This is a genomic window from Paenibacillus sp. BK033 (assembly GCF_004345425.1).
GTDB lineage: Bacteria > Bacillota > Bacilli > Paenibacillales > Paenibacillaceae > Pristimantibacillus.
Window position 1 is genome coordinate 684,694 of sequence record NZ_SLVP01000001.1, and the last position, 20,500, is coordinate 705,193.

The 20,500-nt window shown below is 50.9% G+C and carries 15 protein-coding genes; 13 read left to right on the plus strand and 2 right to left on the minus strand.

Annotated elements, in window-relative coordinates:
* The first annotated feature begins 84 nt into the window (after positions 1–84).
* The 4 genes from EV294_RS02985 (at position 85) to EV294_RS03000 (ending at position 7,027) form a co-directional block, all read left to right on the plus strand.
* A complete protein-coding gene (locus EV294_RS02985; RefSeq protein ID WP_243711548.1) occupies positions 85–3,672 on the plus strand; it encodes a glycosyl hydrolase family 18 protein in 3,588 nt (1,195 codons plus the stop codon).
* Positions 3,673–3,873: 201 nt separating this feature from the next.
* Complete coding sequence (locus EV294_RS02990; RefSeq protein ID WP_132303651.1) at positions 3,874–4,899, plus strand: ATP-binding cassette domain-containing protein; 1,026 nt, start codon at positions 3,874–3,876, stop codon at positions 4,897–4,899.
* Complete coding sequence (locus EV294_RS02995) at positions 4,896–5,699, plus strand: ABC transporter permease (protein ID WP_132303653.1); 804 nt, start codon at positions 4,896–4,898, stop codon at positions 5,697–5,699. The genes EV294_RS02990 and EV294_RS02995 overlap by 4 nt, the downstream gene beginning before the upstream one ends.
* A 161-nt stretch (positions 5,700–5,860) precedes the next feature.
* Positions 5,861–7,027 carry an FAD-dependent oxidoreductase gene (locus tag EV294_RS03000; protein ID WP_481856025.1) on the plus strand — a complete coding sequence of 389 codons (1,167 nt, stop codon included), beginning with the start codon at positions 5,861–5,863 and terminating at the stop codon, positions 7,025–7,027.
* Between the two features lie 47 nt (positions 7,028–7,074).
* On the opposite strand, the gene EV294_RS03005 is transcribed toward EV294_RS03000, so the two are convergent.
* Positions 7,075–9,381, minus strand: a complete 2,307-nt coding sequence (locus EV294_RS03005) for a helix-turn-helix domain-containing protein (protein WP_132303659.1) — start codon at positions 9,379–9,381, stop codon at positions 7,075–7,077.
* A 117-nt stretch (positions 9,382–9,498) separates the two neighbouring features.
* On the opposite strand from EV294_RS03005, the gene EV294_RS03010 reads away from it, so the two are divergent.
* The 7 genes from EV294_RS03010 (at position 9,499) to EV294_RS03040 (ending at position 17,172) form a co-directional block, all read left to right on the plus strand.
* The gene (locus EV294_RS03010) at positions 9,499–11,004 is read left to right on the plus strand and encodes an extracellular solute-binding protein (protein ID WP_132303661.1); all 1,506 of its coding nucleotides are present in this window, start codon (positions 9,499–9,501) and stop codon (positions 11,002–11,004) included.
* A 203-nt stretch (positions 11,005–11,207) separates the two neighbouring features.
* On the plus strand, positions 11,208–12,770 hold the full coding sequence (locus EV294_RS03015; protein WP_132303663.1) for an extracellular solute-binding protein: 1,563 nt from the start codon (positions 11,208–11,210) through the stop codon (positions 12,768–12,770).
* A gap of 80 nt (positions 12,771–12,850) precedes the next feature.
* Positions 12,851–13,804 (plus strand): ABC transporter permease, encoded by a 954-nt coding sequence (locus EV294_RS03020; protein ID WP_132303666.1) that lies wholly within the window; start codon positions 12,851–12,853, stop codon positions 13,802–13,804.
* A 22-nt stretch (positions 13,805–13,826) separates the two neighbouring features.
* Positions 13,827–14,702, plus strand: coding sequence for a carbohydrate ABC transporter permease (locus EV294_RS03025; RefSeq protein ID WP_132303668.1), 876 nt, complete (start codon positions 13,827–13,829; stop codon positions 14,700–14,702).
* Between the two features lie 313 nt (positions 14,703–15,015).
* Positions 15,016–15,438, plus strand: a complete 423-nt coding sequence (locus EV294_RS03030) for a hypothetical protein (RefSeq protein ID WP_132303670.1) — start codon at positions 15,016–15,018, stop codon at positions 15,436–15,438.
* Positions 15,439–15,460: 22 nt separating this feature from the next.
* Positions 15,461–15,820, plus strand: coding sequence for a winged helix-turn-helix transcriptional regulator (locus tag EV294_RS03035; protein ID WP_132303672.1), 360 nt, complete (start codon positions 15,461–15,463; stop codon positions 15,818–15,820).
* A gap of 185 nt (positions 15,821–16,005) precedes the next feature.
* A complete protein-coding gene (locus EV294_RS03040; protein WP_132303675.1) occupies positions 16,006–17,172 on the plus strand; it encodes an MFS transporter in 1,167 nt (388 codons plus the stop codon).
* Positions 17,173–17,503: 331 nt separating this feature from the next.
* Here EV294_RS03040 and EV294_RS03045 read toward each other — a convergent pair whose 3' ends face one another.
* Complete coding sequence (locus EV294_RS03045) at positions 17,504–18,376, minus strand: helix-turn-helix transcriptional regulator (RefSeq protein WP_132303677.1); 873 nt, start codon at positions 18,374–18,376, stop codon at positions 17,504–17,506.
* A 296-nt stretch (positions 18,377–18,672) separates the two neighbouring features.
* Here EV294_RS03045 and EV294_RS03050 point away from each other — a divergent pair, with 296 nt between their 5' ends.
* Together EV294_RS03050 and EV294_RS03055 are read left to right on the plus strand one after the other, a co-directional pair.
* Positions 18,673–19,602, plus strand: coding sequence for an ABC transporter permease (locus tag EV294_RS03050; RefSeq protein WP_132303680.1), 930 nt, complete (start codon positions 18,673–18,675; stop codon positions 19,600–19,602).
* 67 nt (positions 19,603–19,669) lie between these two features.
* Positions 19,670–20,491: a carbohydrate ABC transporter permease gene (locus EV294_RS03055; protein ID WP_132305246.1), complete on the plus strand. Its 822-nt coding sequence runs from the start codon at positions 19,670–19,672 to the stop codon at positions 20,489–20,491.
* The last annotated feature ends 9 nt before the right edge of the window (positions 20,492–20,500 follow it).

Consider the following 20,500-nt stretch of genomic DNA (forward strand, 5'->3'; position numbering starts at 1 on the left):
GCAGCGGGGTCTAGCGGCTAGACGGACTTAGGGGCCTGTCCTAATTCAAATCCAATAGAGGTGAAATAATTGAGCTTATCGACGATGAGAAGATCTTTATGGAATCTCCCCTTGTTATTAGTGGTTTCAATCCTGGCGGGCATTTTCGCTTTTGCTCCAAATGCCCGCGCGGAGGAAGGGCAAGCCGTTCCTCCCGCGCATAGCGGACCTGCTAATCTGCGAATTGCCCAAGACGAGAACGGCGCGGATCTCATTACTCATAATACGGCGAAAATTGCGTGGGACCTGATAGGCGACGAGACGAATAACAATGATATCGACATCTGGAACGCGGATACCGATGCTTGGATGACTTGGGGAGACCGAAGCAAGCAGGAAATCGGCGGGTTAACGCCGGAAACGACTTACCGGGTCTATATTACCTGGTATGCCGACAGGCCGTCCCTCGAATTCAAAAGCAACGTCATCGAATTTACTACGGCTTCCGACACGAGCGAATACCCGGAGCCGCCGCTTGCTCCTCCCGGACACCTCCGGACGACTGCGATTACCGATAACAGCATCACCTTGAAATGGACCGGAAGCCCCGGCGCAAACGGCTACGATCTGTATGTAAACGGCGCCTGGAAACAGGGCATATGGGACGGTTCCAATACGGTAACCTATACGCTTCCTGAAGGAGGCAATGCCGCCGGTACCGCGTATAAGTTTGAGGTTGGAGCCCAGAACATGCCGAAGGTGTCGGCAAGCAGCAACGCCGTGACGGTAACATGGGGCGGGCTGGCTGCACCCGATGGACTGCAAGCGGTAACCGCCACCAGAACGACGGCGGCGCTTGGATGGGCGGAGACCCCCGGCGCTACCGGCTACGATATTTATGCGAATGGCCGGCTTATCGGTTCCAGTATCGAGAACCGCTATGTCGCTTCCGGTCTTCAGGAAGGAACAAGCTACGACTTTAAGGTTGCGGCCAAAAACGCCCTTTGGCGCTCGGCAGACAGCTCGCCGATTACGGTTGTTCCGGGGGCCGATTATAATATCGTTACCTATTATACGCTTTGGTCTCCAAGCAGTACGGGACGGAACTACCATCCGTCCGACGTGGATGTCTCGCAAATTACGCATGTGAATCTCGCTTTCGCGGATCTGTGCTGGAGAGGCTTTGGCTCAGGCGCTGCCGCATGCCAGAACGCGGCTGTTCCAACGCAGACCGGCTATGTCTATGACGGAGAGATAATTGTCGGGGACCCATCGGTGGACTTGGCGCTCTTCGAGGAATGGGCAGCGATCCGCGATGCGAACCCGCATCTGAAGCTGATGATTTCCGTGGGCGGCTGGTCCTGGTCGAATAACTTCTCGAATATGGCAGGCACGGAAGAAACCCGCCGCGCCTTCGCCAATTCGGTTGTCAAATTTCTCCGCGCTTACAAGCTTGACGGAGTCGATATCGACTGGGAATACCCGGTTGAAGGCGGCGAGGACGATAATTCCCGGAGCCCGCTGGACAAGGAAAACTTCGGACGGATGGCGCAAGCCGTAAGGGAAGCGCTGGATGCGGCGGGCTCGGAAGACGGCAAATATTATTTGCAGACGATCGCAGCGGGCCAAGGGGATAATTTTGTCGTTCATTCGAATCTGGGCGAATCCTCGGATGATCTGGATTTTATCAACATTATGACGTACGACTACAGCGGAAGCTGGGATACGCTCGCCCATCATAACTCTCCGCTTTATTACGACAAGAATCATCCGAAGGATTACGCGAAGCGCAACAACGTGCTTGGCGGCGTGCTTGCCGAGCTGAATGGTGGCGTGCCGAACTACAAAGTGAATATAGGCATTCCCTTCTATGGAAAAGGCTGGATCGGCTGCGAACCAGGCGGTCAATATCAAAGCTGCGCGAGCGGGACGCCTTTTGGCACCTGGGAAAACGGCATCTTCGATTTTACCGACATAGAGGAAAATTACTTGCATGCTGAGGGTTACGAGCATCAATGGAACAACGAAGCCAAGGTTTCCTATTTGTACAATGCGGACAACGGCGTCTTCCTTACCTATAATGACGAGTCCTCGATGATGTATATTGCATCGCTTGCGAGGTCACTTGATCTGCCAGGCGTCATGAGCTGGGATATTAGCGGGGACCGCAACCGGACGTTAACGACAAGCCTCGCCAAGGATCTTCCGATTACAGGCATACCTGATCCGGATGCGCTGTCCGCGCCAACCGGCTTGCAGGCAGCCTCGACCAGCAGTGGAAGCATCACAGTCAAATGGAACGCTTCCGAGCATGCAACGGCTTACGAAGTATACGTAGATAAAGCGTTGGCGGGATCTACCTCGGGTACGTCGTTTCATATAACGGGTCTAACCCCTGACACAAGTTACGCCGTTGAGGTGCTGGCGATTCAAGAAGACAACGGCAAGCTCGCAAACGTATCGGCCTTCGGTAATCTTCTGACAGCCAAGACAGCTCCTGTGAAGACCACGCCGTCTGAGCCGGCAAAAGAGCATGAAGGCTTGATTACGCAAGTTGCAAAAGACGGCGATAAGCTATTGGTCAGCCTGCCAAGCGAAGCGGCGCTGAAGGAGATCGCCTCGGCTGCGTCCTCAACGTTCCCGATTATCGTGGAGGGCGACGGCAAGCAGCTTGAAGTTGCCTTGCCTAAGGAAATTACCGCGGCAATTGCGGCTAAAGACAGCAATTCGGTTATTGTCGTCCGCTGGAACAGTTCGGCGTTCTCGATTCCGGCAGCCGCTTTGCCGGCGGGAACGGATATCCGGATCTCAGTGGAGACTCTGGATCCGAAGCTGCTGCAGCAAAGCGGTATCCCGCTTGTGACGGCACCGCTATCCTTCAAGATAGAAGGCAAACAGGCCAACGGTACATTTAATGAAATTACGGACTTCGGCGATTATTTCTTATCGCATGCCTTCACCGTCAAAGGCACGGAGATTAACAAAGCGCAAACAGCGGGCGTTGTTTACCTGCCTGAGAAGAACGAGCTTCGCCCGGTTCCCGTGTTGTTCACGGAAAATGCCGACGGAACCGTAACCGCGGAATTGAAGCGGAAAGGCAATAGCGTTTACGGGCTGGTGAAGACGACGGTTTCCTTTACGGATACGCTAACAAGCTGGGCTAAGCAGGATGTATCGCAGGCGGCTTACAAGCTGCTCGTGAGCGTTGACGCTGACGGCAGGTTTAACGGAGCGCGCAGCCTGAATCGTGCGGAAGTGACATCCCTAATCGCAAAAGCGTTAGGCATCCTGCCCGACTACGCTAGCGCAGGAACGGCATTCAAAGACGTGGCGGCGGATTCCGCTTATGCCGCAGATATTGCGGCGGCGAAAAAAGCCGGTCTGGTAAACGGCAAAGGAAACGGCCTCTTCGATCCAACGGCTGCCATCACCCGCGAAGAAACGGCGGTTATTGCGGCAAAAGCATTGGCCTATGCCGGTGTAACAGCGCAGGCGGATTCCTCCGTGTTAAACCATTTCGCGGACCGCTCCAAGGTGTCAGGCTACGCGGAAGCTTCGCTTGCTCTTCTCGTTGAGCGCGGAATTATGAAAGGCGTGTCCACACACCGCCTGGCTCCTCAGACTACCGTCACCAAAGAGCAGGCAACGGTACTGGTCATGAAGATGCTCCGGTCAGCCGGATTGTCGAATTAAGCGGTAAACCGCCCGGGCTCCCGGGCGGTTTTTTTGTTTTTCGTCCTGCGGGTCATGCGCGAATACATCTGCAGACTGATTTACCAGTAAAGGGATTGGCTTAAGATTGAAGCATTGATTCGGAATGTAACGATCGTTTAAATTCAGTTTAAAAATGAACGGTAAGATGATGACATCAACAATTCTTGGGAGGAAACAGGAATGGAATATAAGAATGTAAAGAAGCCAAACAACGGCGACTGGGCGGTTGAGGCAAACGGTCTTGTTAAAGTGTTTGGAGATAACAAGGCGGTAGACGGCGTCAATCTGAACGTGAAAGCCGGCACCATTTACGGCGTGCTTGGTCCAAACGGGGCAGGCAAAACAACAACGATCCGCATGCTGGCGACGCTGCTGCGTCCGGATGCGGGCTCTGCCCGGATTTTTGGTCATGACGTGCAGAAGGAATCGCAGATCGTCCGCCAATTAATTGGCGTTACCGGCCAATACGCGTCGGTTGACGAGTCGCTCAGCGCAACCGAGAATTTGATTATTTTCTCCCGTCTGCTTGGACTGGGACGTGCGGAAGCGCGGAAGAAAGCCGCCGATCTTCTGGAAGAGTTCGGACTGACGGAAGCGGCCAAGCGCCCGCTTAAGAATTTCTCCGGCGGTATGAGACGCCGTCTGGACCTCGCTGCCAGCCTGATCGCCCAGCCGCCGCTGATCTTCCTGGATGAACCGACAACAGGCCTTGATCCTCGTACGCGCGCCCAAATGTGGGATACGATCCGCCGACTGGTGAATACGGGCTCGACGGTTCTGCTCACGACCCAATACCTGGATGAAGCTGACCAGCTGGCTGACCGGATCGCCGTTATTGACCGCGGTCATGTCGTGGCTGAGGGCACGGTAGACGAATTGAAGCAATCCGTAGGGACGTCTTCGCTGCATTTGAGAGTTCAGAATCCATCCGATATCCAAATCGCCCAGCATACAGTCGAGCATGTGCTTCAGGTACAAGCGACCTTAACAAGCGAAGCTGCCAAAATTACGGCCCCTATGGCCAATGCCGACCTGGTTACGGATTTGTTAATTGCGCTTCGCGAGAAAGGCATTACTTTATCCGAAGTGAGCGTTCAGAAGCCGACCCTTGATGAAGTATTCCTGACCATTACCGGACATGGCGTAGAAGAAAAAACGCAAGAAGCGGGAACCGAAACAAAAAGAGCGGAGGCTGTAAACGTATGAGTTCATCAGTAAAAACAGGTCATCTGAAAAACCACACGAGTTTTACGCAATCCTTGCGTCACTCGTTGACTATGGCATACCGGGGGATTTTGAAAATCCGCCGCACTCCGGAGCAGCTTTTTGACGTTACGCTGCAGCCGATCATTTTCACCTTGATGTTCACTTATATTTTTGGCGGAGCGATTTCCGGGGACGTGCAAAGCTACCTGCCGGTGATCATACCGGGTATTCTTGTCCAGACGGTAATCACCACGTCCATCGTAACCGGCGTTCAGCTCCGGGAGGATATGGACAAAGGCGTCTTCGACCGGTTCAAATCCTTGCCGATTGCCAGGATCTCCCCTCTCGCGGGAGCCCTGTTGGCCGATACGATCAGGTATACGATTGCTACCGTGCTTACGTTTTCCATGGGCTTCATTATGGGCTACCGTCCTGATGGCGGCGTCGGCAGCGTTGTTCTTGCCGGTTTGCTCGTTATTTTCGTCTCCTGGGCGATGAGCTGGATCTTTGCGTTCTTTGGCGTTATCTCCCGTACGGCTTCCAGCGTGCAAGGGGTCTCAATGCTCGTATTGTTCCCGTTAACGTTTATGTCCAATGCATTCGTACCGGCAGATACGATGCCAAAATGGCTGCAGTGGTTCGTAAACATCAACCCGGTTTCCCACGTTGTCTCGGCCGTCCGGGAGTTGACCAATTCCGGCACGGTTGGCTCGGATCTTGTCTGGTCTTTGGTGGGCGCCCTGGTTATCGTTGCGGTATTTGCGCCTATTACGGTTCGCGCTTATATGCGCCGGACATAACATTTGCTTTATCGGAGAGATGGCATAATGGCCATCTCTTTTTTTATTTTAGAGGCGGTCATTTTAAAAAAAGCGAAGTTTTTGGTCGGGTTTAAATTCAGTTTAAGGAGCAGCGTTACTATATCCGTGTAAGAAACAAACAACAAACATGGATATAGGAGATGAACTTTATGATGAATCATACAGAGAAACATATCGCGATTATCGGCGGAGGTCCAGGCGGACTTACCCTCGCCCTCATCCTGCAAAGGCATGGCATCGCCGCAACAGTCTATGAACGGGACGCTCAGGATGGAAACGCCCAGCGAGGCGGCTCGCTTGATATTCATGAGGATTCCGGCCAGATGGCGCTGAAGGAAGCGGGGCTTCTCGGGCAATTCCAGGCAATTGCCCGTTATGAGGGAGAGGATTTCCGCCTGTTTGACAAAACCGGCAAGATTTATATGGATGAAAGAGCGGAGAACGGTGAGCCAGGCGACCGTCCGGAGATTGACCGCGGGGCGTTATGCGATCTGCTGCTGAATGCTTTGCAGAATGGAACGGTCCGTTACGGATGCAAGCTGACGGAAGCCGTTGCGCTGGAAGGCGGTCAGCATGAGCTTCATTTTGACAATGGCGAGAAAGTGACCGCTGATCTGGTAATAGGCGCGGATGGCGCTTTCTCCAAGCTTCGCCCGCTGCTGACCGAGGCGCAGGTCTCGTATTCGGGTTTAACGATGGTTGAGCTGCATGTGGATGCGAAGACGCATCCGGATCAGGCGGCTTTTAACGCAAGAGGCAAAGTGTTTGCGCTTGATGATGGCAAAGGAATACTCGCGCAGCTAAATGGGGACGGAAAAATAAAAGTATATTTGACCTTTACGGCCGGGCAAAGCTGGCTGGACACCTGCGGTATCCCGTTTGACAAGCCGAAGGAGGCCAAGAAGCAGCTGCTAGCGTTTTTCGATGATTGGGCAGAGCCGCTCCGGGATTACATTCATAAGTCCGAGGATCTTGTTCTGCCAAGACGCATTTATATGCTGCCTGTAGGCTTGAAGTGGGAGCATAAGCCGGGGATTACGCTGATCGGGGACGCTGCCCATCTGATGTCTCCGTTTGCAGGCGAAGGCGTTAACCTTGCCATGCGGGACGCAGCGGAGCTTGCTCTTGCCATTGCCAGTCATGAAGTTACCGATCAGGCCATTCAAGCCTACGAGGAAAAGATGTACGAGTATTCGGCAGAGTCTGCAGAAACGTCCGACGATAATCTGAAGCTGATGTTCTCGGACAATGCAGCTCCAAACCTGAAAGCATTGTTTGACGAAATTCATGCGCAGTTTGCCCAGTGAAAATACGTGAGGCTGTGCCGTTTACTGGCACAGCTTTTTTATTGCCCTTAAGTCGCAACATGCTTCTCCCGGTATTGGCCGGGCGTTATGCCCTCCAGCTTGCGGAAGGAACGGATAAAGTTTTGCGGGTTGTTATAGCATAAGCGGGAGGCGATATCCTTAACGGGCGTATCCGTTTCCCGCAGCCATTTCTTCGCCATGCTGAACCTGTAAGCCGCCAGATATTCGCTGAAGGAAGTGTTTGTTTCCTTCCGGAAGACGCTGCTTAAGTAATTGGCGTTATAATTCAGCTTTGCGGCGCAGTCCTCGAGCGACAGATCCGTATCGTAATGATTATGGATCAGGTCGATTATTTTCTCCGAAATATTATGATATTGGGCATCCTGCCGATCCATAAAGATTTGGATCATTGGGCAAACAACCCTGCTCCAGAGCCAATCTTCGATTTCCTTCACGGTATTAAGCTTAAGCAGCTCCTCGAATAAAGAGCCCTTTCCTTGACGGATCTGATTCAGGCTAATGCCCGATTCCTGCTGCACGACAAGCAGACTGTTCAATAAACGGACCAGCGGCAATTGATATTCCTGAGGCGACATTTCCGCAGAGAACACGGGCACCAGGAAGCAGTGGAGAAGCTCCTTGGCTTTCTCCTTGTCCGCAAGCTTGATCGCGTCGATCAGATCGTTCTCCAGATGGTTCGGATAACGGATATTGAAATAATGCTTGCCCTGATTGACGTTCTCGTATTGCATGACGATGCCTTCCCCAAGCTTAAGCCGATGCTTCAGCGCTTCCAAGCCTTCCTGATAGGCGAGCGGAATCTGGCTGACCGAATCGAACGGAAGGCTGATACCGATGCTGATCGTCAGCTCCAGCAGGCTTTGGATTTGCTGCTGAAGCTGCTCGGTCAATGGAAACAAGGCCGTTTTGAAGTCACTGTCCTTGGAGGAGGCACTGCCGATCAGCGTAACGACCGTATGGTCAATCGTGACCGCCCCCAGGCGGTTAGCCGCCGGGATTAGCTCTTCGAGCATGTTGTGGATAGCAAACAGCAGCAGCTCCGTATCCGGTTTGCCGTAGCGGGTGCCTTCAAGCGAGTCGATCTGCACGGTAATCACAGCCATCACATCCCATGCTCCAAGCTGTTCGATGTAACCAAACCTCTCCAGCTGCTCGGTCAGATCGTTATTTTTTACTTGTCCCTGCAAAGCCTTGGCCAGGAACAAAGTGCGTACCTGCTTCAAATGCTGCTGGAGCTCGCTCTCCAGCCGGCTTTTGGACTGGAACAATTGCTGAATCTGCTCGCCTATCGCCTGAAATTCATTTTTTCGCGTCTGCCGGATCTCGGGCGTACCGACATTCATCTGCTTAAGCAGCATTTGAATAGGCGAATACATGCGGCGGGAGCCCAGCCAGGCAAGAAGCATGGTTACCAGAAGCATAAACAGGCAGACGGCGAGCGTGTAGATCCCGATTTTTTTCGATTCCTTCGTAAGGCTGGCGATCGAGGTAATGGACATGTAGATCCAGCCGTTGGTCGGAGATTTGTAATAGGTGACCGAATACTCCTGGTTATGAAGGAGGGAGCGGAATTGGCCGGAGGATTCGTTAAGCCGAAGCTCTCCGTCGAAACCAAGCTCGGATACCTTTTTGCCGATGACGGAAGGGTCGGGATGAAGCAAAATGCGATATTTATCGTCCAGCACCAAGGTGGTATCGCTCTTCCGGGCATCCTGCTGCAACAAAGCCTGAAGGCTGCAGGTCGGAATATTGGCCATGATCAGCCCGTAAGGATTACGCTCCGTGACGGGAAGCTTCTTGATCAGGCTAATGTTATACTCGCATCTGGCGTTGCCGGTGCTTTCCTCGCTGTAGAACCAGGCGGAAGGGTTCATCGCCCAGGAGGTTTCCTCCTTGGACTCGAGCAGCCCGTTCAGCTGGTCATGGTAGGGGTACTGGTCGAAGCGGTAAAGACCGGAATTTTTGATCATCCAGTTATGACGGTTATTGATCAAGACGACGTCCTCGAGCTTGGTATCGAAGGATTGCATGTGCAGCAGCTCGTCGCGCAGGTTCCCATATAAACTGAAATCGCTTACATTTAAAGGGCTGCTCATGGTCTGTTTTAACACGTTGGAGTTAATGACTTGATTCAAGGTATGGTTGACAGTCGTTAAAATTTGATCTACATTGGCATTAATTTGAACGAGCAGCTGATATTTTCCTTTATTTACATCCTTTTGAATCTCGCTGGAGGAAGTGACATAGGAAAAAATGCCGATAAACAACACGGGCAGCGTGCTCAGCAAAATCCCGAAGATGGTCATTTTGGTCAGGAAACTGAAAGAGCGCAAGCGATTAACCAACTCCCGTCATCGTAAATATGTTTCTATTGTAGGCGATGGACCATCAATAGGACAATAATCATTAGCTCCGGAAATAATCATTTGAACAGATAAAGGGGGAATCCTATGTTTTTCAATGATCATCGAGGAAGGTTATCGGTTTGCGCGGGGCTTTTAGTGACAGCGATGCTGCTAGGCTCCTGCTCAAGCGCAAAAGATTCGGACAGCCCCGCGGCGAGTCAAACCCGTCCGGTTATTACCATTATGGCACCGCTGCATTTTCCGCAAGGCCCCGACTCTGCGTTAGTTGAACAGATAGAGGAGATGACCGGTACGAATCTGATCATTGACTGGGTTCCCGACGAGATTTACACGGATAAGATGAATGCCGCTTTAACGATGAATTCGCTCAAGAAAGCTACATTCGTGAAATATACCGATTACATCTTCCTGAAAAGCGCGATCCGCTCCGGCATGTTCTGGGAGATAGGGCCGTATCTAAGCGAATATCCGAATCTGAAACGGCTGAACGACAGCATTCTGAACCAAACCGCGGTAGACGGTAAAATCTATGGCCTGTATACGGAGCGTCCTTCCTCCAGGCAAGGCGTCATTATCCGGGCGGATTGGCTTGAGAAGCTGAAGCTGGATCCGCCCAACACAATCGATCAGCTGTACAACGTCATGAAGCAGTTTACATACGGAGATCCGGACGGGGACGGCAAGCAGGATACGATTGGTTTGACCGACCGCAATGATTTGGTGTTTGGAGCGTTCAAGACGTTAAGCTCGTACTTTGGAACCCCGAACAACTGGGCCGCCGAGAACCATAGCATTATTCCGGAGTTCGAAACGCCGCAGTATAAAGACACGATGGATTTCATGCGGAAGCTGTACAACGAGAAGCTGATCAACCAGGAGTTTGTGGTCACGAGCAAGGATATTCAGCGCGATCTGCTGATCAGCGGCAAAGCCGGCGTCTATATCGGCAGCATGACGGATGTTCAGCGTTTGTCCAATGAAGCGAAGCAGATTAATCCCGATGCAAGGTTTACGGTTGTGAACCGGATTGAAGGGCCGGACGGTTACAAGGTATGGTCGATTCCGAATTTCAACGGGTTGTTCCTATTCTCGAAGAGCGCGATCAAGACGGAGGATGAGCTGAAGCAGGTGCTTGCCTTTTTCGACCGCTCGATGGAGGCGGACGCGGCTAATCTGATGAAATACGGGCTGGAGGGCAAGCATTATGCGTTGGAAGGCAAAGATGTGCTGCTGCCCGTAAAAAGCGAACAGCTCCGGATTTCCGAAGTAAGCCCTCTCTACTCGTTGATGATTGCCGATCTGAGCAATCCGAATTTGATGAAGGTTGCGCAGGAGGATCCGCTGCTGGCGCTGGCGGAGAAGCTAACCGTCGATAACGAAAAGTTTATCGTTAAGGATCCGACGGTGAATCTGGAGTCGGTTACGTTTGACGAGCATAGCGAGGAGCTGAACAAGATTATTGCGGATGCTACCTATCACTATATTCTGGGGCAGATTGATGGGGATGGCTTTAACAGGGAAATAGAGAGATGGAAGCGAAGCGGCGGGGAGCAGATTATCGAGGAATTCACGAAATCCTATTTTGATTAATAGAGAGGGAAGCCTGGTTCGTACTAACGAATCGGGCTTTTTTTCTGCCGTTTTTCGATGCTCAATCTCAGGTCGGATAATCATTAGGACAGATGGTTGAATGCGGGAGGCTAATCGGAAGGAATGATTGTATCGGAACTCTGCCGGCGCGGGTTAAGGTTGATTTGCAGCATCATTCCCATTAAAGGTGGAGGTCAATAAGCATGAACAAAAAGGGGTTTGCTATTCTGCTAGGAACGGTTATGAGCCTTAGCATGATGATGACAGCCTGCAGCAGCAATAACGGCAGCGCGGCAAATAACGGAGGAAACGAAGCTTCGGCAGCCGCAAGCGAGGAAGCTTCGGCGGAAGCGACCAAGCAGCCGGCAGCGGAGGAGCCGACGGAAATTACGATTATGCTTCCTCTTAACGTTGCCCAAACACCGCCGGATACGATCAAGAACGAAATTGAGAAGCTGACGAACACAAAGTTGACCTATCAGTTTTTTCCGGCCGATACGTATGAAGATAAGCTGAACACTACGCTCGCTACCGGGGGGCTTCCGCAAGTTACTTATTTGAAGAACCAGGCGACGTTCGTTCAAATGAAAGGCGCGATCCGCGACGGTCAATTCTGGGAGATTGGTCCTTACCTTAACGAGTTTCCGAATTTGAGCAAGCTGAAGCCGTTGATTCTGAACAACACGAAGGTCGATGGCAAGCTTTACTCGCTGTACATTGGCCGTCCGCTTGCCCGTCAAGGTCTTATTTACCGCAAGGATTGGGCGGACAATCTTGGCTTGAAGACGCCGGAGACGGTGGATGAAGTCATCGCGATGGCCAAAGCCTTCACCGAGAAGGACCCGGATGGGGATAAAAAAGCGAACACGATTGGGCTTGCCGACCGGAACGACTTGATTTACGGAGCATTCAAGACGCTTGCCTCCTGGTTCGCAACCCCGAATAACTGGGGCGATAAGGACGGCCAGCTCCAGCCTGATTTCACGTTCCCGCAGTATACGGCCGCTATGGACGCCATGAAGCAGATTCGCGATGCGGGTGCCATGAACAAGGATTTCGCCGCAACCAGCAAGACCGATCAGATCAGCCTGTTTACAAGCGGCAAAGCCGGCATGTATATCGGCGCGATGTCGGATGTCGACTCGTTGAACAAGGATCTGGTCAAGAACGTTCCGAATGCCGTCGTCGATACGCTGGCTCTTATTAAGGGACCAAACGGCGAGCAGGCAACCTGGGCTATTCCGGGGTACAACAACGTCGTTTTGTTCCCTAAATCCGCGATCAAAGACGAAGCCGCGCTGAAGAAGGTTTTGGCCTTCTTCGATAAGCAGATGACGCCGGAAGTAGCCAATATGATGTTCTGGGGAATCGAAGGCACGCATTACACCGTTGAAGACGGCAAGGCAAAAGTAACGGATGCGTCGGATCTGATCGAGCGCGAAGTAAAAGGCTACAAGGACAGCCTGATTGGAGAAGCGGAGACGAACGGCATGTATGAGGGCTACTATTCCCTGCCTGCGCGCATTCACGCGGAAGAGTTCGCGAAGGAGAATGAGAAAATCGCGATTATGGATCCTGCGGCGGCGCTGGATTCCGAGACTTATACGGAAAAAGGCGTCGAGCTGCAGACGATTATTACCGATGCGACGTACAAGTACATCTACGGGGAAATCGATAAAGCCGGCTTCGATAAAGCGGTTGAGGACTGGAAGAAGCGCGGCGGAGACAAGATTATCGAAGAATTTAACGCGGCCTATAAAAAATAAGCGAGTAAAAAGCTAGCCGAGGAGGCTGCTGATTCGTTAGCAGCCTCTTCGATCCACACCTAAAGAGAGGAAGAGGCAGGATGGAGGAAGTGATCGTTCAACCGGCGCAGGTGTTGGCGCCAACGACCGGAAGAGAGAGAACGAGGCGTTTTCGCCGCAATGTATGGCTGTATGTCATGGTGCTGCCGGGACTTCTTTATTTCTTGATTTTCAAGTACGCCCCGATGTTTGGCCTGATTATAGCTTTCCAGGATTTTAAGCCGTTTAAAGGAATCAGAGGCAGCGAGTGGGTAGGCCTCGAGCATTTCCGCCGCTTGTTTACGGAGCCGGATTTCTTGAACATATTGACGAATACATTGATTTTGTTCGGGTTCAATATTCTGTTTTATTTCCCCATACCGATCATATTGGCGCTAATGCTGAACGAGCTTCGATTAAATGCCTTCAAAAGGCTTTTCCAAACCCTGATTTATTTGCCGCATTTTATGTCCTGGGTCATTATCGTCTCGATCAGCTACGTCATGCTGACGATGGACGGCGGTATCGTGAATGCCGTACTGGAATCGCTAGGCTTCGAGAAAATAAACTTTCTGCTGAGTCCCGAGTGGTTCCGCCCGACTTATATTATCCAGGTCATCTGGCGGGAAGCCGGATGGGGAACCATTATCTACCTGGCCGCTATGGCGGCGATTGACCCGCAGCTGTACGAAGCGGCACGCATGGACGGTGCCGGCCGGCTTCATCAAATTTGGCATATAACGCTTCCAGCCATTCGCAGCGTCATTATCGTATTGCTTATTTTAAAAATCGGTGATGTGCTTGAGCTTGGGTTTGAGCATGTGTATCTGCTGCTTAATTCCATGAACCGCGACGTGGCGGAAATTATCGATACCTATGTCTATACGGCAGGTCTGAAGCAAGGGAAATTCAGCTATAGCACGGCGATTGGACTGTTCAAGTCTGTCGTTGGCTTAATCATGGTCGTTGCGGCGAACAAGCTTTCCAAGAAATTCGGATCCGAAGGTATTTATTAAGAGATGACCGGGAGGAATCAGCATGATCCAGGATCGAACCATGGGAAGCCGGCTGTTTGGCATCGTTAACTTCACGCTGCTCGCGATTTTCTCGCTTGCGACCGTGCTTCCGTTTATTCATGTCGTAGCCGGCTCCTTAACGACAAGCGCCGAAATGGCAGTCAAAAAATTTATTATTTTCCCGACGGATATAAGCTTTGAAGCGTACCGGTTCGTCTTCTCGACGAATACGATCTTCCGCTCGATCGCGGTATCCATCGGCGTAACCTTAATCGGAACCGCGTTTAGCATGCTGGTAACCTCGATGATGGCGTACGGCTTGTCCCGAAAAGATCTGGACGGGCGCAAAACGATCATGTTTATGGTCGTTTTTACGATGTTGTTTCACGGCGGACTTATTCCTACCTTCCTTGTTGTAAAGGAGCTGCATCTGATTGATACGTATGCCGCGCTTATCCTGCCGCTTACGATCAGCGCCTTTAACATGATCATCCTTCGCAACTTCTTTCAGAATATCCCGGAAGGGCTCGAGGAGTCGGCCAAGATGGACGGCTGCAGCGATTTCGGTATTTTGTTCCGGATTGTGCTGCCGCTGTCGATGCCGGCGATCGCAACGATCTCGCTTTTTTACGCGGTGACCTATTGGAACACCTATCTGAACGCCATCTTGTATTTGAACGACAGCACTATGTGGCCAATTCAGGTTCTGCTGCGCCAAATCGTTGTACTCGCCAGCGGGTTCGACTACAGCTCCAGCCTTGACGGCGCCGTTCCTCCGCCCGATCAGGCGGTGAAGATGGCCGTTATCGTTGTCGCCACGCTGCCGATTCTGCTCGTCTATCCGTTCCTGCAGAAGCACTTCGCCAAAGGCGCGCTGCTTGGTTCGATAAAGGGGTAGCGTTTGGTTAACTGTAGAAAAACTGCGCATTCGGGTGGGTTAACAGAAAAACTACACATTCGAATGTTCTTCCGATCGCCATTGCCCGGGGATTCCTTGAACAATTCCAAATGGATTGGAATCCCCTCACAAAAGCGACCACTACGTTTCTACAGAATCATTTTAATGTTCCGTTTTTTAAGTTAACCAAAGATTTGGGGGAGTCAGAGATAGCCGTGCAATTTATTTGCACGGCTATTTTCTATGCAGGGCTGGATGATTATGGTAAAGTCAGCGTAGTGAAGCGAATTCCATTGCAAATGGAGAGGATCCTATGAAAAAGATCGTTTGCTTGTTCATCATGCTTATCGTTCTCATGACCGGCTGCAGTCAATCTTCATCCTTGATTAAGGAAGCCGATTCGCATAAGCTGGATCAGAGGGTGAAGTCTTTTGCAGACCGGAATAAAAGCAAGAATGGGATCTACCTGTACTCGGTGCCGGGAGAAGAAGAGTATTTGATCGTAAACTACTCTTTCGCCGGGCAGGGCGAGAAGGCGAAGTTCCTTGCAAGTATTCGCGCAGAGCTGCAGGGGGATATTTTAACGATTGATTTGGATGTTCAGGACACTTCCAATTTGCAGGATAAACGCATAAAGCCATTGTCTATCTATAAGCTAAACAAGCATGAAAAGGCCGGAAGCATTCAGGTGAAGGTTAACGAACAAGAAACGCCGATTGATGTGGTCGGCAGCTGAGTCAGGTTAGGAGGCTAGAGGCATGGAAGGCGGCAACGAGGCAATCAGCGGCGAAGAGAAAGGCTCGAGCATTTGCGAGGTGCTTCAAATATTGGGGGCGAAATGGGCGTTTCTCGTACTGGAGGAGCTGATGAACGGACCGTTAAGATTTAATCAGCTTCAACGGAACATCTCCATTGTGAAGACCCAATCGTTAACGAACACGGTACGCCATCTGGAGAACAACGGCCTTGTCATGCGCAAGGTATTTCCGACAGTGCCGGTAACCGTCGAGTATTCCTTGACCGAGAAGGGCAGAGATTTTCAGGCTGCGCTTAGGGAGATGGAGAAATGGGTGCAAAAATGGGGCGATTCTCCTAATCCCCGGCTTAGCCGTTCGTAAGGGGAAATGCTTGTAACCAACCGTAAGAGCTATGCTCTTACGGTTTTTTGTCTTTTAAGTCACTTACCAAACGGTTAGTTACTCCAAAAGGATGGATTAGAACAAAACAAATTGCGTTCTTACTAAAAGTAAGCAGCCTCGCTATAATCCGAATTAACAAATCGTTTGGTAAAGGAAGTGTCGGTATGAATCGTCTGGTGATTTACGTTTTAATGTTCGCGGTATTTTTCACAGCCACCTCGGAGCTGGTCATTGCCGGAATCCTGAATGTGTTGGCCGATCAAATGAATATATCGGTAAGCCTGGCAGGCCAGTTGATTACGGTGTATTCTTTGGCTTTTGCGATTGGTACCCCGGTTGTCATTGCGTTATCCGCCCGAATACCGAGAAAACGATTGCTGCTTCTCGCCATAGCCGTATTTATTGCCGGTAATGTTCTGACGATTGCAAGCACAGGCTTTATGGTTTTAATCGCGGCGCGAATGCTGCTTGGGGTTAGCTCCGGCGTCTTTATCGTGGCAGCGTTTGGCGCAGCGGCCAAGATGGTGCCGGTTGAAAAAATCGGCAGTGCGATCGGAACGATTATTCTCGGATTCAGCAGCGCAATGATTCTGGGCGTTCCGCTGGGCGTCGCTTTGACGAATACGTACGGCTGGCAGACGATCTTTTTGTTCCTTGGCCTAGGAGGCGTGGTGATTCTTGTTGGTCTTGCTCTATTGCTGCCGCAGATTGAAGGAGACGCTCCGGTGCCCTTCAAGCAGCAAATGGGGGTACTCGCTAATCCGGTAATCTTCTACGCCTTGTTGCTTGTGTTGTTCAGGGAAGCGGGCAACTCCGTGATGTTTACGTATATTGCTTCCTTCCTTGGCGACATTCTTCATAGAAGCACGGGCGACATCGGCCTTACGATGCTGCTGTTCGGGCTGGCGGGTACGGTTGGCTCAAGGCTTGGAGGCTCTGCCGTAGACAAATGGGGAAGCGCCAAATTAATATTGATCGGCGTCACGATTCACGTAATCGCGCTATTGCTGCTGCCGCTGGCCGTTCATTCCTTTCCGGTTGCCATCACCTTGTTATCGCTATGGATTATGTCGATGTTCACCTTAGGTCCTGCAACGCAGACTTACTTCATCGAGCGTGCACCTCAAGCGTCGAATCTGATCATCAGCCTGAATATATCCGTTACTCAGGTCGGCATCGCCGCCGGAGCCAGCGTTGGCGGACTGGTCGTCAATTGGCAAGGCACCGTCCTCTACAATCCGTTAACTGCCGGTCTGGTTCTTATCCTTGCCTTAGCTTCAGCAGCTGTCTCCATCCGCAAAAGCCGGCAGCGGCAACTCCCAACTCTTTAAAAACAGGTCGTGCAGGTTAAAACCGCACGGCCTCGTTTTTCTCCCCCCAAAAAAAGGTAGGATGCAACGGAGTATTTGAATGATTCTGGAGAAGTGAAACGTTCGCTTTTGAGAGGGGATTCCAATCCAATTGGAATTGTTCCAAGGAATCCCCGAGCAATGGCGATCGGAAGAACATTCGAATGCGCAGTATGCATATATACCGTCCCCACGTTCAAATACGCAGCTTGCATATACACCGTCCCCACATTCAAATGCGCGGTTTGCACTCTAACCGTCCATGCACCTCATTCGAATGCGCAGCATGCACTCTAACCGTCCATCATCAAATTCAACAGTTTAAGCTCATTCCGTGCAAAGCTTTATACTCCGACGGCGTGCATTTCTTATACGTCTTGAACACCCGGTTAAACGTCGGCAGACTGCCGAACCCCGATCTCATCGCCACTTCCATGATCGATAAATTCGGATCGGTCAGCAGCTTCTCGGCATGCATGATGCGATGCTGGATCAGGTAGTCGTAGTAAGACAACCCCATATATTGCTTGAACATGCGCGTGAAATGATACTTGCTGAAGCCGGACAGCTCCGCGAGCTCCTCGACCCGAATATCCTCCGTACAGCGTTCGTTCATATAGTTGCAAACCTGCAAAAACTTATCGATATATTTGTGCTGCTTATGGCTCTTGGTACGCGGGAAACGGCGTTCCTCACGCATAAAGTTTCGGCCAAGCGCGACAAAGAAGGAGATAAGCTTGGCGTAAGTGGATGCTTCCTTCAGCATCGTGTGGCTGAAATATTCGTTTACCAGCTCAAGCAGCATCGGCCGTAACAAGCCGTGCAGCTCTTTATTTTGCTCTGCCGTAATCAAGAGGCAAGGGCGCAGCAAATGAAAGGTGGAGTCAAAGCCGTTCAGTGCGTACAGCAGCGAGCAGTCGAACTGAAGAATAAGTCTTGTCCCGGAATCCGGAGCAAAAATCTCGTGAAGCTCGCCCGGAGGCAGGACCAGAATATCGTTCGGATAGAGGACATGCTTGGTCTCATTCACGATAACGGTGTAAATGTTTTCGAAAGGCATGATGACTTCCACGGCGGTATGCCAGTGAATCGGATAGTCTTCGACTTCTTTGTTCAAATAAATGCGCAATCCGGGATGTTCACCGTAGGATACCGTTTCTTTGGCTCCGTTTAGAATGGGAATCATGTATCACTCTTCCTCTCTTGTTGGTAACTATTCAGATAATGGCATTCTCTTCTTCCGAAATCAATAAGTCTCTCAAAAAAGGCAATATTTGAGAAGCCGAAAGCTATATTTACGAAGAGCGGCTTATCAAATAAAGCTATAATGAACCCAATGAAAGCGAATACATTTGTTGTTGAATGACTTCTAATTTGCATTATTTCATCATGGGGGCTGCTTGACTATGCGACAAAAGTAGTTAAATATAGCTATTTTTAATCGGTCGGTAGACGAAATGGACTAGAGGAGAGTGGACATAAATGGAAGGCTCAAGCAAGGTTTTGGATGTGACGCCGCTTTGGAAGCATGTCAGGAAAGAGTGGAAGCTGTATTCCTTTCTCGTGATTCCCGTCATCTATTTTCTTATTTTCAAGTACGCTCCCATGATCGGGAATGTAATCGCTTTCCGAAAATATCGGGGCGGGCCAAACTTCCTTGGTGCGGAATGGGTAGGGCTGCAGTATTTCCGGATGTTCATGAAGGATCCCACCTTCTGGCGGGCGTTCTGGAACAATATTTTTCTCAGCGTTGCGTATCTGATTGTCCGATTCCCGTTAACCTTGATCTTTGCGCTCCTGATCAACGAGATCAGAAGGCTGAAGCTGAAAAAATTCGTTCAGACCGTTTCCTACCTCCCGCATTTTATCTCCATGGTTATTCTGGCGGGTATGGTGAAAGAGATGTTATCCGTATCGGGTCCGATTAACGCGCTCCTTGGTCATTTCGGCGTCGAGCCGATTCAATTCATCTCGCTGCCGCAATGGTTCTCAACCATTTACGTGTCCTCCGGCATCTGGCAGGGACTTGGATGGGGCACCATCTTGTACCTTGCAGCCATGACAGGGATTAACACGGAGCTTTACGAAGCAGCTCGGATTGACGGCGCCAGCCGGTTCCGACTTGCATGGCATGTCACGATTCCGGGTATTTTGCCTACGATTATGACGCTTCTCGTTCTTGATATCGGCGGCATTATGGGCTCGAACTTTGAGAAAATTTTGCTTCTGTACAACCCGCTTACTTATGAAACGGCGGATGTTATCTCGACCTACGTGTACCGGATGGGTATTACGAACGCCAACTTCAGCTATGCAACGGCTGTCGGCTTGTTCGAAGGGGTTATCGGTCTGATTCTGGTAACGACAGCGAACGCTATTTCGAAAAAAACGACGAAATCAAGTCTGTGGTAGGAAGGAAGTGCCGATCGTGAAAGCAACTCCAGGTTCTCGCATTTTTAACGGCGTAAACGCATTGATCATGACCGTAGTTGTCCTCTTTACTTTATATCCGTTCGTTTATTTGGTTGCGCAGTCCTTCAGCTCAGAGGCTGCCGTCTACGCGGGAAAGGTAACGTTTTATCCCGTAGATTTCACTACGCTTACTTATAATGTCATTCTCAGCAAGCCGGATTTCTTCCGCTATTACGGAAATACGATTTTGTACGCGGTAGTGGGAACTCTCATTGCCGTGTCGGCGACGGCTGTAATGGCTTATCCGCTTTCAAAGGAAAAGCTTCGCCTTAACAAGTTTTTTATCCCATTTGTACTATTCACGATGTATTTCGGCGGCGGTCTGATCCCGAACTATATTCTCGTAGCCAAAACGCTGGATATGCGCAACACCATTTGGGCTCTTGTTATTCCCGGTGCGATCAGCGCCTTTAACGTGATCTTGATGAAGACGTTTTTCTCCAGTCTCCCTAACGAGCTGGAGGAATCGGCCAAGGTTGACGGACTTGACGTCTATGGCATCTTCCTTCGAATTACGCTGCCATTATCCAAGCCGATTCTGGCAACCATGCTCTTGTTTGTTGTGGTAGGGATCTGGAACAGCTGGTTTGATGCTTCATTATACCTGCAGTCGAAGGAGAAATGGCCTGTTGCCCTCTATTTGCGGCAGGTTATTGAAACGGCGATCAGCCCGGCTGAGCTTGGAGCAAGCGCGGAGCAGACGACGCAGATTGCGGCTACCGTTAAATCGGCTGCGATGGTATTAACGTCGCTACCTATGATTTGCATCTATCCGTTCGTACAGAAGTATTTCGTGCAGGGCATGATGATTGGCGCCGTTAAAGGGTAAATCGCGATA

Excerpts from the sequence above, each read along its gene's own strand:
- EV294_RS02985 (WP_243711548.1), top strand. The coding sequence starts at position 85 with ATGAGAAGATCTTTATGGAATCTCCCCTTGTTATTAGTGGTTTCAATC.
- EV294_RS02990 (WP_132303651.1), top strand. The coding sequence starts at position 3,874 with ATGGAATATAAGAATGTAAAGAAGCCAAACAACGGCGACTGGGCGGTT.
- EV294_RS03015 (WP_132303663.1), top strand. The coding sequence starts at position 11,208 with ATGAACAAAAAGGGGTTTGCTATTCTGCTAGGAACGGTTATGAGCCTT.
- EV294_RS03040 (WP_132303675.1), top strand. The coding sequence starts at position 16,006 with ATGAATCGTCTGGTGATTTACGTTTTAATGTTCGCGGTATTTTTCACA.
- EV294_RS03020 (WP_132303666.1), top strand. The coding sequence starts at position 12,851 with ATGGAGGAAGTGATCGTTCAACCGGCGCAGGTGTTGGCGCCAACGACC.
- EV294_RS03025 (WP_132303668.1), top strand. The coding sequence starts at position 13,827 with ATGATCCAGGATCGAACCATGGGAAGCCGGCTGTTTGGCATCGTTAAC.
- EV294_RS03055 (WP_132305246.1), top strand. The coding sequence starts at position 19,670 with ATGACCGTAGTTGTCCTCTTTACTTTATATCCGTTCGTTTATTTGGTT.
- EV294_RS02995 (WP_132303653.1), top strand. The coding sequence starts at position 4,896 with ATGAGTTCATCAGTAAAAACAGGTCATCTGAAAAACCACACGAGTTTT.
- EV294_RS03010 (WP_132303661.1), top strand. The coding sequence starts at position 9,499 with ATGTTTTTCAATGATCATCGAGGAAGGTTATCGGTTTGCGCGGGGCTT.
- EV294_RS03045 (WP_132303677.1), bottom strand. The coding sequence starts at position 18,376 with ATGATTCCCATTCTAAACGGAGCCAAAGAAACGGTATCCTACGGTGAA.
- EV294_RS03030 (WP_132303670.1), top strand. The coding sequence starts at position 15,016 with ATGAAAAAGATCGTTTGCTTGTTCATCATGCTTATCGTTCTCATGACC.
- EV294_RS03000 (WP_481856025.1), top strand. The coding sequence starts at position 5,861 with ATGAACTTTATGATGAATCATACAGAGAAACATATCGCGATTATCGGC.
- EV294_RS03050 (WP_132303680.1), top strand. The coding sequence starts at position 18,673 with ATGGAAGGCTCAAGCAAGGTTTTGGATGTGACGCCGCTTTGGAAGCAT.
- EV294_RS03035 (WP_132303672.1), top strand. The coding sequence starts at position 15,461 with ATGGAAGGCGGCAACGAGGCAATCAGCGGCGAAGAGAAAGGCTCGAGC.